The following is a 13110-nucleotide window of genomic DNA, read 5'->3' on the forward strand; positions in this document are numbered from 1 at the left end:
TTTGGCTGAATTGGTGAATATCGAAAAAGGCCTGGGGCCGGATGGACGTATCGCCGTCGTACGTTTCGACCGCGGCGACGGCATCAATGCGCTATCGCCTGACGCGATGCGCCAGCTTACGGACGCCGCGCGCAGCTTTGAGGATGACGCCGAGACCTCGGTCGTCGTGCTCACGGGCGGATCCAAATCATTCAGCGCGGGCTTCGACCTGAAGGATCCGGAAGGGCGGTCTCGACAAGCCATGGATCTCGGCACCCTGCGCCGACACCTGAAGCTTGGACCGCGGCTGACGCGGGCCTGGCAGGAGATGGAGCAGATCACCATCGGCGCCATCGAGGGCTTCTGCGTCGGTGGCGGCGTGGCTTTGGCGGTGGCGCTGGATTTCCGCGTGATGGCCCGCGACGGCCATATGCGCGTGCCCGAGATCGGGCTCGGCATGAACATGAGCTGGCAAAGCGTGCCGCGCATGCTGCACCTGATGGGACCGGCCCGCACCAAGCAGGCCGTGATCCTGGCCGACCAGCGCATCTCGGCCGCCGAGGCCTACGAATGGCGGCTGGTCGAGGAGGTCGCCGATCCCGGCAAGGCCTTCGATGCTGCCATGGCGCTGGCTGCGAAAGTTGCCGCCCAGCCGCCGCTGTCGGTCGCCATGACCAAACTGACGGTCAACCGACTGGCCCACGCACTCGACGATCTCGCCAGTCACATGGACCTCGACCAGTTCGCGCTGGCGAGCATGAGCGAGGACCACAGGGAAGGCGTGGCGGCGTTCCTGGAGCGCCGGAAGCCGCGGTTCAGGGGAAGGTAGCGGGCGACAAGCCGCTATCCCTGCGCTGCCCGTGCGCCTAGGCCTCCAAGAGAGTTCTACGGTGCAGGTTCGTTAGGTGAAACAGCAGCGCCACCAGCGCCATGAACATGACGCCGACCATCAGGATCGTTCGGGTGCTTATCAGTGACGGTTCTTCACTCGGCGCCGGCTTGGTTCGATGCTGCCGCAATTCCTTGTCGGGCCAGCGATCCAGAATTGTCACGACGGGCTCTGCCGGCATCGCCGCCATGCTGTTTGCCCACACGCGCAAATGATCTCGCGTCAGAGTTCGCTCCGGCATTGACACCGGGCCGGCATCAACCGTTTCCGGCCTTGCTTCTGACGCAGGTTGGGCGGCGGCATCGCTGGAAATCGACGCCTGTGCATCCAGCAGATTGTAACGGTTCGCCGGAGTAACGTTCGGCTCCTGGGCGGGGGCGGCGCGTGCGCTTCGCAACTTCGGCCAGTGCAACAATGATTTTGAAAGCATCGGCTTGCCTTCGTACCAGCACTTGCGGCCGTCGATCAGACGATAGGACCAATACGACCGCGCATTTGAAGGCCGGTCTGAGCTGCACTCTTTCGCCAGCGCAGGCTTCGCCGAACCGAGGAATGTAAAGGTTAGAGCGCCAACGATCTCGGCGCCGAGAACAATCAACCGAAATTTGTTCATCGAATACCTACGCAACTGATGGAACAAAAGACCCGCAATATCAGAAGCTTGCGCCGCCAATTGGGTCTTAATTGGGGCAATTGTCCACAGGTTTATGCACAGGGCTATTCTTCAAATCGACCGGACTTTTCTTGAGAATCCCGGCCGAAAGCGCCGGTTTTACAGCCCGCCGGGCCCCGAATGTTCCGTGGAACCAGGCCCGAGCGCGCCGGAAGTCGTGTAATGACCGTCCGGCATCGGTGCCGCTGCGATTTGAAAGGTAGTGCGGTAATCGCAGCTCTCCGGCGGCGCGATGAGCCGTAGGGGAGGGCACGATCAAGCGCCCCAGGGATATCCCGTGCGACTAGCATCGCGGGCACGGGCCGATTAGATGCCTTTCGCATGCGAAATTCTGCACTCACAACCTTTATCCAACAGCATCGACGGCTATTCGTCCTGACCGGCGCCGGCTGCAGTACGAACTCTGGCATTCCCGACTATCGCGACGGCAATGGCGACTGGAAACGAACGCAGCCCGTTCGCTTCCAGGCTTTCGTTGCCGAGGAAGAGACGCGCCAACGCTATTGGGCGCGAAGCATGATCGGCTGGCGACGGTTCGGACAGGCTCAGCCCAACGATGCGCATCACGCGCTGGCCCGGCTGGAAGCCAGAGGGCAATGCCGGCTGCTCCTCACTCAGAACGTAGATCGCCTGCATCAGGCCGCCGGGAGCAGGGAGGTCATCGACCTCCATGGACGCCTCGACCTCGTCCGCTGTATGGCCTGCGCGGCGACGATCCGACGTGCCCACTTCCAGGACGAACTGGTCCACGCCAACGCTGCCTGGGCTCAGCTCGACGCCGAAATGCTGCCGGACGGCGACGCCGACCTCGAACGTTTGGATTTCTCGGCGTTTGTCGTACCGGCTTGCAAAAGCTGTGGCGGTGTCCTCAAACCCGACGTCGTGTTCTATGGGGAGAACGTTCCTCGCGATCAGGTCGCCGAGGCTGAGAAGCACATGGAAGCCGCGGACGCGATGCTGATCGTCGGCTCGTCGTTGATGGTCTATTCCGGCTATCGTTTTGCCTTGGCAGCGGCGCGCCGCGGTATCCCCATCGCAGCGGTCAACCTCGGCCGGACCCGTGCAGACGATCTGTTGGCGCTCAAGGCAGAAGAGCGCTGCGAGACGGCGCTTTCATTCTTGCTCTGAGGCGAACTGGCGCAATCTCGGAATCTCATCCCGGATCAACCTTGCATTGACCCGCGTCGCAGGCGCAACTATCATCGATTCCATATTCGCGCTCTTCATTTTTTATCGATGTGTTCTTCCTTGATGTCGGGGAGGGAAAATTGGCGAAAAGTGCAAGCAAGTCGAAAGCCCGCAAAGGGATCAGCAAAGCGAAGCGCAAGAAGCCGGCCAGAAGGGCATCAGCCAAGGCCAAAGCGTCGCCGGTCCACGAAGAAGACCACATCGACAGTTGCGGTTGCGACATCGAATTCAGCGAGCGCGAGGCCACGCCCGACGAGGCCCTGCCGGCGGCCCGAGGCGGCGTAGAAGGGCGACCATAGCCACAAGCATCGGCATGCAGGGTGGGGCACGATCTTGCGTGCTTCCATTGCGATGCGTCCCTTATTGAGGAGTAGGTGATGGCATTTTCATTGACCTGGCTACCCAAAGTCCTGTTAGACGCCGGCCTCAAAGTAGCGGAGCAGCCGGGATGGCGCGATCGCGGCCGCGGCGATGTCGGCCCGACCAAGGGCGTCATGTGCCATCACACTGCTGGCGCGAAAACGGGAAATATGCCCAGCCTGGGGATTGTGACCAATGGAAGGTCGGATCTACCAGGCCCGCTTGCGCAACTCTGCCTTGGACGCGACGGCACATATTTTGTCGTTGCGGCCGGCCGCTGCAACCACGCCGGAGGCGGCAACTGGCAGGGTTTCACAGCAGGCAATACGAATTTTATCGGCATCGAAGCCGAGAATACGGGTTTCCTTACCGGGCCCAAGGCTGATCCCTGGCCGGCCGTGCAAATGGATGCCTATCGCCGGGGCGTTGCGGCGATCCTGAAGAAGATCAGGGCTAACGCCATCATGTGCTGTGGCCACAAGGAATATGCTCTGCCAATGGGCCGCAAACCGGACCCGGACTTCGACATGAATGACTTTCGATCGCAGGTCGCCGCGATCATGGCCGGCGTAGCTCCGGCTCCTTCGATTGTTCCCGCAACGGACTCGGAAAATCGTCCCACCTTGAGACGCGGCGATACCGGCAAACCAGTTGAGGCCGTCCAAGCAAAGGTCGATGTGCCGATGAATGGGACTTTCGATGCTGCTACCGAGGCCGCGGTCAGGCGATTTCAGCGCAAGCATAAACTGGTTCCGGATGGCATCGTTGGCCCTCGCACATGGGCCACCATCGCCGCGTAGATTTGGTCGAGGTGGTAAGGGCGGTCATTGATCAGCAAGAGCTTACTCGACGGGCGGCTCCCGCTCTTTCCGGAACGGATCGGCTGCGTCATCGTGACCGCTGCGGCTGCTGAAGAACATCAAGGCCATCAGCCCGCACCCGATGAGAAGCGAAAAGAAAGTTCCGAGACCAAGAGCGATCCAGCCGTGCTTATCCATCACGACGTCGCTAGTGGAGTTCCATACCGACATGGCCCAGAAGCCAGTGAGCAGGAGCAAGACGGTCAGCGCTACGAGAAGAGCGATCTGGCCAAAGCTAAGGCTTCGCATGGGTTGCGCCTCTTGCGTTAGGCCCCGACGGACGAGTTGAACCATCAGGGAAAGCGTCCGTTGCACAGTGAAGCGATCGCTCAACAAGGCCTTTCGCAGAACATTTTCTCACCCCGGGATGCAGCATGCAAACGAAATTAATTGGCGCGTGAGTGTATTTTTCCTGTTGGATAAGTCATGGATATCTCTCTCTCCGGCCGGAGAGCAATTTCCCGCGGATTTGTCGAAGCCGACTTCTCATGCAATGGCGCGTGTCGAGCGGCGCGTCGAAATTCTGCCGCCAATGCAAAGAAGGCTTAGCGACAACGCGTCGCGTCCTGTCGTCCCGTCAAAGGGTGGTTTCTGGAGTGGGACGGACCAACTGATAGGGGAGGGAGTTAGCAACGTGGCGGGCCGGGTCTCTTGATGGATGGACCCCGGCAATCTTCGTTAGGAGCGATCGAATGCAGATCCTGGCAGCAACGGACTTTTCCACGCGATCCCAGCGGGCGTTGCGTCGAGCCGGGCTGTTGGCTCGAGCCGAGGCCGCGGAACTCGCAATCATCCATGTTGTCGATGATGATCAACCGCAACGTCTCGTCGAGATGGAGGTGCGGGAGAGCGAGCGCATGCTTGCGGAACTGATCAGCGCAGTATCGGAATTGCGCGACGTGCGATGCCACCCGATGGTCGTGAAGGGTGACCCCTTCGACGCCATCGTGCGGACAGCCGCGGCGCAAACGGCCGATCTCATCGTGATGGGTGCACACCGCAAGCAGTTGCTGCGCGATATTCTCGTCGGCACGACAATTGAGCGCGTGATCCGCACCGGACATCATCCGGTGCTCATGGTAAACAACGAAGTGAACGCACCTTACGAGGTCGTACTGACTCCTGTCGACTTGTCGGACGCGTCGGCGAACGCGATCAGGGCTGCCCGAACCGCGAGACTTATCGACGGAGTCCGCCTGGAGATCCTTCACGCATTCCTGCCGGTGGGAAAGGGAAAGATGTCGATGGCGGGTCTCGATCAAGCCGATATTGACGCGTACGTTTCGAGTGAACGTCAAGAGGTGATCGAGGACCTGACAGCGTTCTTGCTCGAGAGCGATCTTGGTGGGCTTGGAGCATCTCTGCACGTTGAGGAAGGAGATGCTTTCGACGTCATCTCGGAGGGAGTCGATAGAATGCGGCCTGATCTGCTGGTTATTGGAACGCATGGCCGGTCTGGATTGCTGAAGGTGCTGCTCGGAAGCGTCACCGAAGCGGTTCTGCGTTCGTTGAACGTGGACATTCTGGCTGTGCCACCTGCCAGGCGGCAATAGTGTCGCCGTCGGGCGCTGAGCAAGACATGCGTGGCGAGCAGCGTGATCCGTCGCCTATTCGATCTCACGTTCGAGAACGTCGGTCGCGTTTTCGGCCGTGTCGCGGAACCGGGCGGCGCCGACCAATACCGTCAGAGCGATAGGCGTCGTCACGGCGACCAAACCAACAATCAGGATTTCGTGCAGTACCGCCCGGCTCTGGAGGACTGAAAAGTAAACGATCGAAGCAAGCGCGACGAACACGGTGCCGAGCGTTGTCCCGAGCGTCGGAGCGTGAACCCGCTCGTAGAAGGTGCCGAGCCGCAGCAGGCCGAGGGAGCCGACCAGCGTGACCGCGGCGCCCATTAGAACCAGAGCCGCTGCGAGAACGGCAGCCCAGGCCGGCACTTGTTCGATACCGTTCATTCGATCACCTCGCCACGCAGCAGAAACTTGGCCAGCGCGACGGTGCCGATAAAACCTAACAGGGCCATCGCCAGGGCCGCTTCGAAATAGAGCGTGTTGCCTGATCGGATGCCGAACGTCAGCAGCAACAGCATCGCGTTTACGTACATGGTGTCGAAGCCCAGTACGCGGTCCTGCGCCCTCGGACCCCGAAAGATTCGGAAAGCGGCGCAGCCCATGGCCGTCGCAAGAAGTATCTGCGCCACCGCAAGCGAGTATGTCAGCACGAGCGCGTTCATTCGAATATCTCCTGCAGACGACGTTCGTAGCGGCCCTTGACCGTGCGGATCCATTCGTCTGCATCGATCAGGTCGAGTACATGGATCATCAACATGCCCTTCTGCCTGTCGAAGTTCACCCACAGGGTGCCCGGAGTCGAAGTGATGATACACGCCAGTACGGCCAGCCCGTAGGGATTGCGGAGTTCGAGCGGGATGTTCACGAATCCGGGCGTTCGCTCTCGCCTTCCGAGGCCAAGAATGATCCGGCCGACCGCGATGTTCGAACGGATGATATCCACGGTTACCAGGCCCACCAATCGGACGACGACAGCCGGCCGGCGAACGCGCGTTCCTGGCAACTGCAGGGCGGTCAGGATCCAGCCGCCGGCCAGCGCCATCACGCAACCGATGAGCAACTGCCCCAATGAAATTGTTTGATTGAGCAGTAGCCAGAGCACCAGCAGGCCGAAGCTCAGGAACGGAAAAGGTAGCAGCCGTGTCATATGCCGCCTGCCTTTCGGTTGCCCTGCTCGCCGGTCTCCAGGACGCCGCGGACGTAGCCGCCCGACGCGTGAAGCGATTGCGCCGTGGCCTGCATGAACCGCATGACCGGCCCGGCTTGGACGGTTTGGGCCGCGCAAGCGAGCAGGAGGAACATGACCGGCGCCATCTCGATGACGCGCACGCGCGGCACGGTGCGATCCGGTGCGGCCCAGAAGGAGCGGATGCCCGCTCGCGTCATCGCGATCAGCGTCGTGAAGCCGGACAGGATCAGCACCACGAGGAGAGCCCATCCGCCGCCGGGGATGGAGCCGTGCACTTCGGAGGGACGAAGGGCGGCGGTGAGGAGCGCGAATTTGGCGATGAACCCGGACAATGGCGGCAGTCCGGCGACGACGAGCGCGCATCCGATGAACGCGACGCCGAGCAGCCCCATCGTGGCGACGATGGCCATGCCGACCTCGTCTTTCTCTTCCTCCGTCTCATCGTCATCATCACCTTCTCCGTAAGCCTCCCGGGTCACGGCGATCATGTCGGCTCCGGGTTCGCGCCCGCGCTCGATCAGTTCGACCAGCAGGAAGAACGCGCTTATGCCGAGCGTCGAACTGACCAGGTAAAAGAGCGCGCCGCCGGTGACATCGGCTTGTTCCATGCCGGTGGCGGCCAGCACCGTTCCGGAGGACACGAGTACGGAGAAAGCGGCGAGGCGAGCCGTATCCTGCGATGCCAGGGTTCCGATTGCGCCGAATATGATCGTCGCCAATCCACCCAGCAACAGCCAGCTGCTGCCGAAGCCCGCCGATGCGCCCGCGCCGTCGCCAAAAAGCAATAGCGATAGTCGCAACACGATATAGACGCCGACCTTTGTCATGATCGCGAAGATCGAGGCTACGGGAGGACACGCCGCTGCGTACGTCGTGGGCAGCCAGAAGCACAGGGGCCACATTCCGGCCTTGAGCAGGAACGCCATCGCCAGAATGCCTGCGCCTGCCTCGAGCAAGCCGCGGTTCTCCGCGGCGATGGTCGGTATCCGCGCCGCAAGATCCGCCATATTGAGGGTCCCGGTAACGCCGTAGATCAGACTGACGCCGATCAGGAACAGCAGCGATGCCACCAGGTTCACCACGATGTACTGCAACCCGGCCTTGACCCGCGCAAGGCCGGAGCCATGCAGCAGAAGGCCGTATGACGCCGCCAGCAACAATTCGAAAAAAACAAACAGGTTGAAGAGATCGCCGGTCAGGAAAGCGCCGTTGAGGCCCATCAGCAGGAACTGGAAGAGGGGATGGAAATGCGCGCCGGCGCGATGCCAGCGGGCGAGCGAGAACACCACGGCAGCCAGGGCCAGGATGCTCGTCAGGAGCAGCATAAGGGCGGAGAGGCGATCCAGAACGAGCACAATTCCAAACGGCGCGGGCCAATCGCCGAGGCGATAGACCTGGCTGATCCCGGTCTGACTTGCATCCGACATTCCAAGCAACGCGATCGCGATGCAAACGAGTGCAAAGGTCACGGCAACATTGACGGCAGCCATGATGCTGCGCTGGCGCTCTCCGCTGAGGAGCAGCATGCCCGCACCGGCCAGCAGGGGCAGGACGATCGGTGCGATCATCAGGTTTGCAACGCCGATCACGCGTCCGGCTCCTGGCCATCCACATGGTCAGTCCCCGCCAGGCCCCGCGATGCAAGGAGAACAACCAGGAAGAGGGCCGTCGTGGCGAAGCTGATGACGATCGCGGTCAGGACGAGCGCATGCGGGAGCGGATCGGCATATTGCGCTGCATCTCCGGTTCCCGGTGCAATGAGCACCGGTGCTCCCGTTCGCAACCGCCCCATGGCTACGATGAAGAGATTGACCGCGTAGGAGAGCAGCGACAGCCCGATGATCACCTGAAATGTGCGCGGCCGCAGGATCAACCACACACCGGAACCCGCAAGCGCACCTATGCCGACCGCCAGGACGAGCTCCATCACGCTACCTCCTCTTTCGGCCGGTCCACGGATGCGCGCTGCCCTCTCTGGTGCGGGACACCGTAACGCCGCAGGGATTGATGCGCGATCGCAATCAGCATCAGCACCGTTGCCCCGACAACGAGCGAGAAGACGCCGATATCGAAGAGGAGGGCGCTGGCCGTCGGAACGCGTCCGATCAGAGGCAGTTCGGTGTAGGCAAAGTACGAGGTCAGGAACGGGCGTCCGAAAACCCAGGCGGCAGTTCCCGTACCGCCTCCCAGCAGGAGCCCAAAGCCCATCCAGCGCACCGGCATGACGTGGAGACGCGCCTCCACCCATGTCGTGCCGCGAGCGATGTACTGCAGGATGAATGCGGACGCCATGGTGATGCCGGCGACGAAGCCTCCGCCCGGAAGGTCGTGCCCGCGCAACAGCAGGAAGATCGCCACGACGCCGATCACCGGAAACAGCAGCCCCATCATCAGCGCCGCAGTAGCTATCGTATCCTTCACGGTGTCGCCCTTCTGACGATCGGGATGCGTGTGGTCATAGACGTCCTGGGCATGCTGCTGTTCGGGAACCGGAATGCTTTCCGGCGCCGGACGGAAGCGGCGCAGCAGCGCGTAGACCGTCAGTGCAACGACCGCGAGCACGGTGATCTCGCCCAGCGTATCGAAGCCGCGGAAATCCACGAGGATGACGTTCACCACATTCGTGCCGCCGCCCAAGGTGTAGGCGTTCTCGACGAAATACCGCGAAATGCTGTCGGCGGCAGGGCGCTGCATCACCGCCAATGCGAGGGTCGCCAACCCGACCCCCGCGACGAGCGCTATGGTAAAGTCGCGAACGCGGTGCCATCGGATCCTGCCGACGGCGACGCCTGGGCGGGTTTCCGCGACGCGCTTCGGCAGCCATCGCAAGCCGAGCAGCAGGAGCACTGTCGTGACGGTCTCGACGACGATCTGCGTCAGGGCGAGATCGGGCGCGGACAGCCAGACGAAGCTGACGCAGGTGACGACGCCGGCGCCCCCGAGCAGTATCAGCGCAGCCACGCGGTGAAATTTGGCCTGGAGGGCGGCGCCCAGCGCGCAAGCAATCCCGACCGCCCAGAGCAGTCCAAAGGCGAGGTCGAGTTCGGCCCGGGACGAACCCCCGACCAGGATTCCGCGTGCATAAACCGGCACCAGGGCGGCGACGAACGCCGCCCCGGCCAGGAGCCGCAACTGCGGCTGCAGATGCCTTGTCCCCAAATTGCCCTCGAGCCATCGTGCAAGCCGCCAGGATAACGTCACGAGCACCCAGTCGAAGATCCGCTTGCCATTGATACGGTGCAGCAGCGGCGGCCCCTCATGGGTGAGCAGATAGGGGCGCAGCACCACGTAAACGGCGAGGCCGCCGGCCATCGCGACGATGCTCATCAGGAGTGCGGGGGTAAAGCCGTGCCAGAGGGCAAGGCTGTATTCCGGCATCGCCGAGCCGAGAACGGATCGGGCGGCCGTATCGAGGATCGGCGCCACGGTCCAAGCCGGCGCGATGCCAACGACGAGGCATGCCAGCACGAGAAGCTCGGCTGGAAGTCGCATCAGCAGCGGCGGCTCATGTGGAATGCGAGGCAGGTCGGTCGGAGCCGGGCCGAAGAACACGTCGCGAATGAAACGCAGCGAATAGGCAACGGTGAATGTGCTGGCGAGGGTAACGATGTACGGAAGCGCCTGATCGACGAGCGAGTTGTCATGGATCTCGATCGTCTCGGCGAAAAACATCTCCTTCGAGAGGAAGCCGTTCATCAAGGGCACCCCAGCCATCGCTGCGGCGGCCACCATCGCCAGCGTCGCCGTGATCGGCATGAAGGCCCACAGGCCGCTGAGGCGACGAATGTCGCGCGTGCCGGTTTCGTGATCGATGATGCCTGCCGCCATGAACAGCGACGCCTTGAAGGTGGCATGGTTCATGATATGGAAGATCGCAGCGATCTGCCCGAAGGGGGTATCGAGTCCGGTCAAGAGCGTGATCAGCCCGAGGTGGCTGATCGTCGAGTAGGCCAGCAGTCCCTTGAGATCCTGCTGGAACACCGCGAGAAACGCGCCCAGGAAGAACGTGATCAAGCCGACCGATCCCACCAGCCACAGCCATTCATTCGTTCCGCCCAGCGCAGGCCAGAGCCGCACCAGAAGGAATACGCCGGCTTTCACCATCGTTGCTGAATGGAGATACGCCGAGACCGGCGTTGGAGCGGCCATCGCGTGGGGCAGCCAGAAATGAAATGGAAACTGGGCGCTCTTCGTGAAAGCGGCGAGTAGAATCAGGATCAACGCTGGAAGATAAAGCGCGTGCGAGCGGATCGCGTTACCGGACGCCAGCACCCGCTCGAGGTCGTAGCTGCCGACAATTTGTCCAATCACCAGCACGCCGGCGAAGAGGCAAAGGCCGCCGGCAGACGTGACGATCAGGGCCATTCGCGCGCCGTCGCGCGCGTTCGCGTTGTGATGCCAATAGCCGATCAGCAGGAACGAAAACAGGCTCGTCAACTCCCAAAAGAAGACAAGCTGGAGCAGGTTGCCGGAGAGCACGATGCCTAGCATCGCTCCCATGAACGCGAGCAGGAACGAGAAGAAGCGCGGAACGGGATCGCTGGGGGACATGTAGTAGCGGGCATACAGCACCACCAGAAAGCCGATCCCCGTGATCAGCATGGCGAAGGCCCATGCGAATCCATCTGCTCTCAACACGAACTCGAGGCCAAGATCCGCGATCCACTCCGCTCTCAATTGGATCACGCCACCATTGTCCACGTTCGGGTAGGCGGCAGCCATGAGGCTGAAAGCAACAAGAGCGATCGAGCCGGCGAGCCATGCCTCGGCGTTGCGGGCATTGACCGGCAGGACGGCGGCGATACAGCTTCCAGCGAAAGGAAGGACGAGAACGGCAAGAAGGAGCATTTGCGTTCATTACCCCTAACTGGGAGGCTCCGGAAGAATTTGTTCCGGTCATCCGCAGAACTGCGGCTCACTTTGGCGTCAAATCAACTCGCCGCTACGACCATGAACGCAGGCGGACAGGCGCGGTGAACGATGGAAAAGTGCGCGCTTTCGCCGCAATGTTGGCGACGCGAACTGGGACTATGTTGGATGGCATGACGCATTTCTTTGACATCGATCCGCGCATAGCCCGGCTCTGTCCACACGCTGGCCGCTTGCAAGCACGCGTTTAGCCGGACGGCCGATTGCGCCGTCCGGGCTTTCGTCTCAACAACAGTTCGGTTTTTGGCTTCCCGTGCAGGAGCCCGACCTGCCTTGAGCAGAAGGAGTGCGCTGTGCTGCCTCTTCCCAAGATTGCCCTTTCGGCGTCCGACTATCCTCGTCTTGAGCAACTCGCGCGCGTTGCCGCGCAACGAGGAGACATCAGTGCGATGTTTCTGATGGGCGAGATCAACCGCGCGGAGATTATTCCGGGCGATGCCTGCGATATCAGATCGATCGTGACGATCGGATCGTGGATCACGTACTGGACGAATTGGGGCATGCCGCGAAAAACGGTGCAGCTAGTTTGGCCCGAGGACTGCACGTCCGACCTTGCCCGGATATCCGTCCTGTCGCCGTTGGGGGCTGCATTGATTGGACTTCATGTCGGCGACCAGATGCCATACTTCGTAGCGGGCTGCATGAACGTGGTCAGGATCGAAAGCGTCTCGGAATCCGAGTCCAATGTCGTGCCGCTGATTCGCGCTCCCGTGTTCGCCGACAACGACCCCGTCGATGACGATCCAGGGCCCACCGCCGCCTGATCCAGGGAGACTGCCATGAGCCCGAATACGCGCAGGACTGAACCCGAACTGCCGCCGATTCACGTCAGAGGCGACGAGATGCGCCGATTAAGAACGCTTGCAAACTCCAGCATGGACGTGTTCCCGCGCGTTGCGACCTTCCTGATGCGCGAGTTGGACCGCGCCAGCGTGATGCAAGATGATAGCGATTTGCCAAGTGTGGTTCGAATGGGATCCCAGGTCAGCTATCGCGACGAGAAGACCGACGAGGTCCGGGATTTGGTGTTGGTGTATCCGCACGAAGCCGACATCTCGCACCGGCGGATCTCTGTTCTTACGCCAGTCGGCGCGGCGCTGATCGGCATGTCGGTCGGACAGGCGATCGAATTCCAGACGCCAGGTCACGTAACGCGAAAACTGACCGTTCTCCGCGTTTCGCCGCGGGAAGAGAAAGTCCATCACCATGCGCGAAAGTCTGTCTGAACAGGTCATGCTGATCGTGATTTGCACCACGATAGGGTTGATTGGCCTGGTTTATGTTGCGCAGCTAATCATCTGATCGTCCAGTTGCCCGGCGGCTGCATCAGGCCGTGCTGGGAAGCAGGGCGGTGATGGACATTCACGGGCGCCTCGACCTGGTCCGCTGCATGACCTTGCTCGGCTGTCCAGCGCCGGGCCGACTTTCAAGCAGAGCTCGACCACATGGACGTCTCGGGCTTCGCTGTG

15 protein-coding genes are annotated in these 13110 nt (G+C 61.7%); 7 read left to right on the forward strand and 8 right to left on the reverse strand.

Annotated features, from left to right (window positions below):
• Position 1 precedes the first annotated feature (1 nt).
• Positions 2-808, forward strand: coding sequence for an enoyl-CoA hydratase/isomerase family protein (locus V7E26_RS04860; RefSeq protein ID WP_324414042.1), 807 nt, complete (start codon positions 2-4; stop codon positions 806-808).
• A 37-nt stretch (positions 809-845) separates the two neighbouring features.
• On the opposite strand, the gene V7E26_RS04865 is transcribed toward V7E26_RS04860, so the two are convergent.
• Complete coding sequence (locus tag V7E26_RS04865; protein ID WP_324414044.1) at positions 846-1481, reverse strand: hypothetical protein; 636 nt, start codon at positions 1479-1481, stop codon at positions 846-848.
• Positions 1482-1862: 381 nt separating this feature from the next.
• Between V7E26_RS04865 and V7E26_RS04870 the strand changes: the two genes are divergently transcribed.
• The 3 genes from V7E26_RS04870 to V7E26_RS04880 all read left to right on the forward strand — a co-directional run bounded on the left by V7E26_RS04870 (position 1863) and on the right by V7E26_RS04880 (position 3889).
• Positions 1863-2669 (forward strand): NAD-dependent protein deacetylase, encoded by an 807-nt coding sequence (locus V7E26_RS04870; RefSeq protein ID WP_324414046.1) that lies wholly within the window; start codon positions 1863-1865, stop codon positions 2667-2669.
• A 140-nt stretch (positions 2670-2809) separates the two neighbouring features.
• The gene (locus V7E26_RS04875; RefSeq protein WP_324414048.1) at positions 2810-3028 is read left to right on the forward strand and encodes a hypothetical protein; all 219 of its coding nucleotides are present in this window, start codon (positions 2810-2812) and stop codon (positions 3026-3028) included.
• A 78-nt stretch (positions 3029-3106) separates the two neighbouring features.
• A complete protein-coding gene (locus V7E26_RS04880) occupies positions 3107-3889 on the forward strand; it encodes a peptidoglycan recognition protein family protein (protein WP_324414050.1) in 783 nt (260 codons plus the stop codon).
• A 42-nt stretch (positions 3890-3931) separates the two neighbouring features.
• On the opposite strand, the gene V7E26_RS04885 is transcribed toward V7E26_RS04880, so the two are convergent.
• Complete coding sequence (locus V7E26_RS04885; protein ID WP_324414051.1) at positions 3932-4198, reverse strand: hypothetical protein; 267 nt, start codon at positions 4196-4198, stop codon at positions 3932-3934.
• Positions 4199-4641: 443 nt separating this feature from the next.
• Here V7E26_RS04885 and V7E26_RS04890 point away from each other — a divergent pair, with 443 nt between their 5' ends.
• Positions 4642-5502: a universal stress protein gene (locus V7E26_RS04890; RefSeq protein ID WP_324414053.1), complete on the forward strand. Its 861-nt coding sequence runs from the start codon at positions 4642-4644 to the stop codon at positions 5500-5502.
• A 54-nt stretch (positions 5503-5556) separates the two neighbouring features.
• Here V7E26_RS04890 and mnhG read toward each other — a convergent pair whose 3' ends face one another.
• The 6 genes from mnhG to V7E26_RS04920 are packed head-to-tail and all read right to left on the reverse strand — an operon-like array spanning position 5557 to position 11560.
• Positions 5557-5907, reverse strand: a complete 351-nt coding sequence (mnhG, locus tag V7E26_RS04895) for a monovalent cation/H(+) antiporter subunit G (protein ID WP_324414055.1) — start codon at positions 5905-5907, stop codon at positions 5557-5559.
• Complete coding sequence (locus V7E26_RS04900) at positions 5904-6185, reverse strand: K+/H+ antiporter subunit F (protein WP_324414058.1); 282 nt, start codon at positions 6183-6185, stop codon at positions 5904-5906. The genes mnhG and V7E26_RS04900 overlap by 4 nt, the downstream gene beginning before the upstream one ends.
• Positions 6182-6670: a Na+/H+ antiporter subunit E gene (locus V7E26_RS04905; RefSeq protein WP_324414060.1), complete on the reverse strand. Its 489-nt coding sequence runs from the start codon at positions 6668-6670 to the stop codon at positions 6182-6184. Before V7E26_RS04905 ends, V7E26_RS04900 begins: the two co-directional genes overlap by 4 nt.
• Entirely contained in the window at positions 6667-8280 is a 1614-nt protein-coding gene (locus V7E26_RS04910; protein ID WP_324414101.1) for a monovalent cation/H+ antiporter subunit D, read from the reverse strand. The genes V7E26_RS04905 and V7E26_RS04910 overlap by 4 nt, the downstream gene beginning before the upstream one ends.
• Positions 8281-8297: 17 nt before the next feature.
• Positions 8298-8639: a Na+/H+ antiporter subunit C gene (locus V7E26_RS04915; protein WP_324414062.1), complete on the reverse strand. Its 342-nt coding sequence runs from the start codon at positions 8637-8639 to the stop codon at positions 8298-8300.
• Positions 8639-11560 carry a monovalent cation/H+ antiporter subunit A gene (locus V7E26_RS04920; RefSeq protein ID WP_324414064.1) on the reverse strand — a complete coding sequence of 974 codons (2922 nt, stop codon included), beginning with the start codon at positions 11558-11560 and terminating at the stop codon, positions 8639-8641. The genes V7E26_RS04915 and V7E26_RS04920 overlap by 1 nt, the downstream gene beginning before the upstream one ends.
• Before the next feature lie 284 nt (positions 11561-11844).
• On the opposite strand from V7E26_RS04920, the gene V7E26_RS04925 reads away from it, so the two are divergent.
• Both V7E26_RS04925 and rnk read left to right on the forward strand, forming a co-directional pair.
• On the forward strand, positions 11845-12405 hold the full coding sequence (locus V7E26_RS04925) for a GreA/GreB family elongation factor (protein ID WP_324414066.1): 561 nt from the start codon (positions 11845-11847) through the stop codon (positions 12403-12405).
• 15 nt (positions 12406-12420) lie between these two features.
• Positions 12421-12867: a nucleoside diphosphate kinase regulator gene (gene rnk, locus V7E26_RS04930; protein ID WP_324414068.1), complete on the forward strand. Its 447-nt coding sequence runs from the start codon at positions 12421-12423 to the stop codon at positions 12865-12867.
• Positions 12868-13110 lie beyond the last annotated feature (243 nt).

Source organism: Bradyrhizobium sp. (assembly GCF_036735945.1).
Lineage (GTDB): Bacteria > Pseudomonadota > Alphaproteobacteria > Rhizobiales > Xanthobacteraceae > Bradyrhizobium.

Excerpts from the sequence above, each read along its gene's own strand:
- V7E26_RS04865 (WP_324414044.1), bottom strand. The coding sequence starts at position 1,481 with ATGAACAAATTTCGGTTGATTGTTCTCGGCGCCGAGATCGTTGGCGCT.
- V7E26_RS04870 (WP_324414046.1), top strand. The coding sequence starts at position 1,863 with ATGCGAAATTCTGCACTCACAACCTTTATCCAACAGCATCGACGGCTA.
- V7E26_RS04880 (WP_324414050.1), top strand. The coding sequence starts at position 3,107 with ATGGCATTTTCATTGACCTGGCTACCCAAAGTCCTGTTAGACGCCGGC.
- V7E26_RS04885 (WP_324414051.1), bottom strand. The coding sequence starts at position 4,198 with ATGCGAAGCCTTAGCTTTGGCCAGATCGCTCTTCTCGTAGCGCTGACC.
- V7E26_RS04890 (WP_324414053.1), top strand. The coding sequence starts at position 4,642 with ATGCAGATCCTGGCAGCAACGGACTTTTCCACGCGATCCCAGCGGGCG.
- mnhG (WP_324414055.1), bottom strand. The coding sequence starts at position 5,907 with ATGAACGGTATCGAACAAGTGCCGGCCTGGGCTGCCGTTCTCGCAGCG.
- V7E26_RS04900 (WP_324414058.1), bottom strand. The coding sequence starts at position 6,185 with ATGAACGCGCTCGTGCTGACATACTCGCTTGCGGTGGCGCAGATACTT.
- V7E26_RS04905 (WP_324414060.1), bottom strand. The coding sequence starts at position 6,670 with ATGACACGGCTGCTACCTTTTCCGTTCCTGAGCTTCGGCCTGCTGGTG.
- V7E26_RS04910 (WP_324414101.1), bottom strand. The coding sequence starts at position 8,280 with ATGATCGCACCGATCGTCCTGCCCCTGCTGGCCGGTGCGGGCATGCTG.
- V7E26_RS04915 (WP_324414062.1), bottom strand. The coding sequence starts at position 8,639 with ATGGAGCTCGTCCTGGCGGTCGGCATAGGTGCGCTTGCGGGTTCCGGT.
- V7E26_RS04920 (WP_324414064.1), bottom strand. The coding sequence starts at position 11,560 with ATGCTCCTTCTTGCCGTTCTCGTCCTTCCTTTCGCTGGAAGCTGTATC.
- rnk (WP_324414068.1), top strand. The coding sequence starts at position 12,421 with ATGAGCCCGAATACGCGCAGGACTGAACCCGAACTGCCGCCGATTCAC.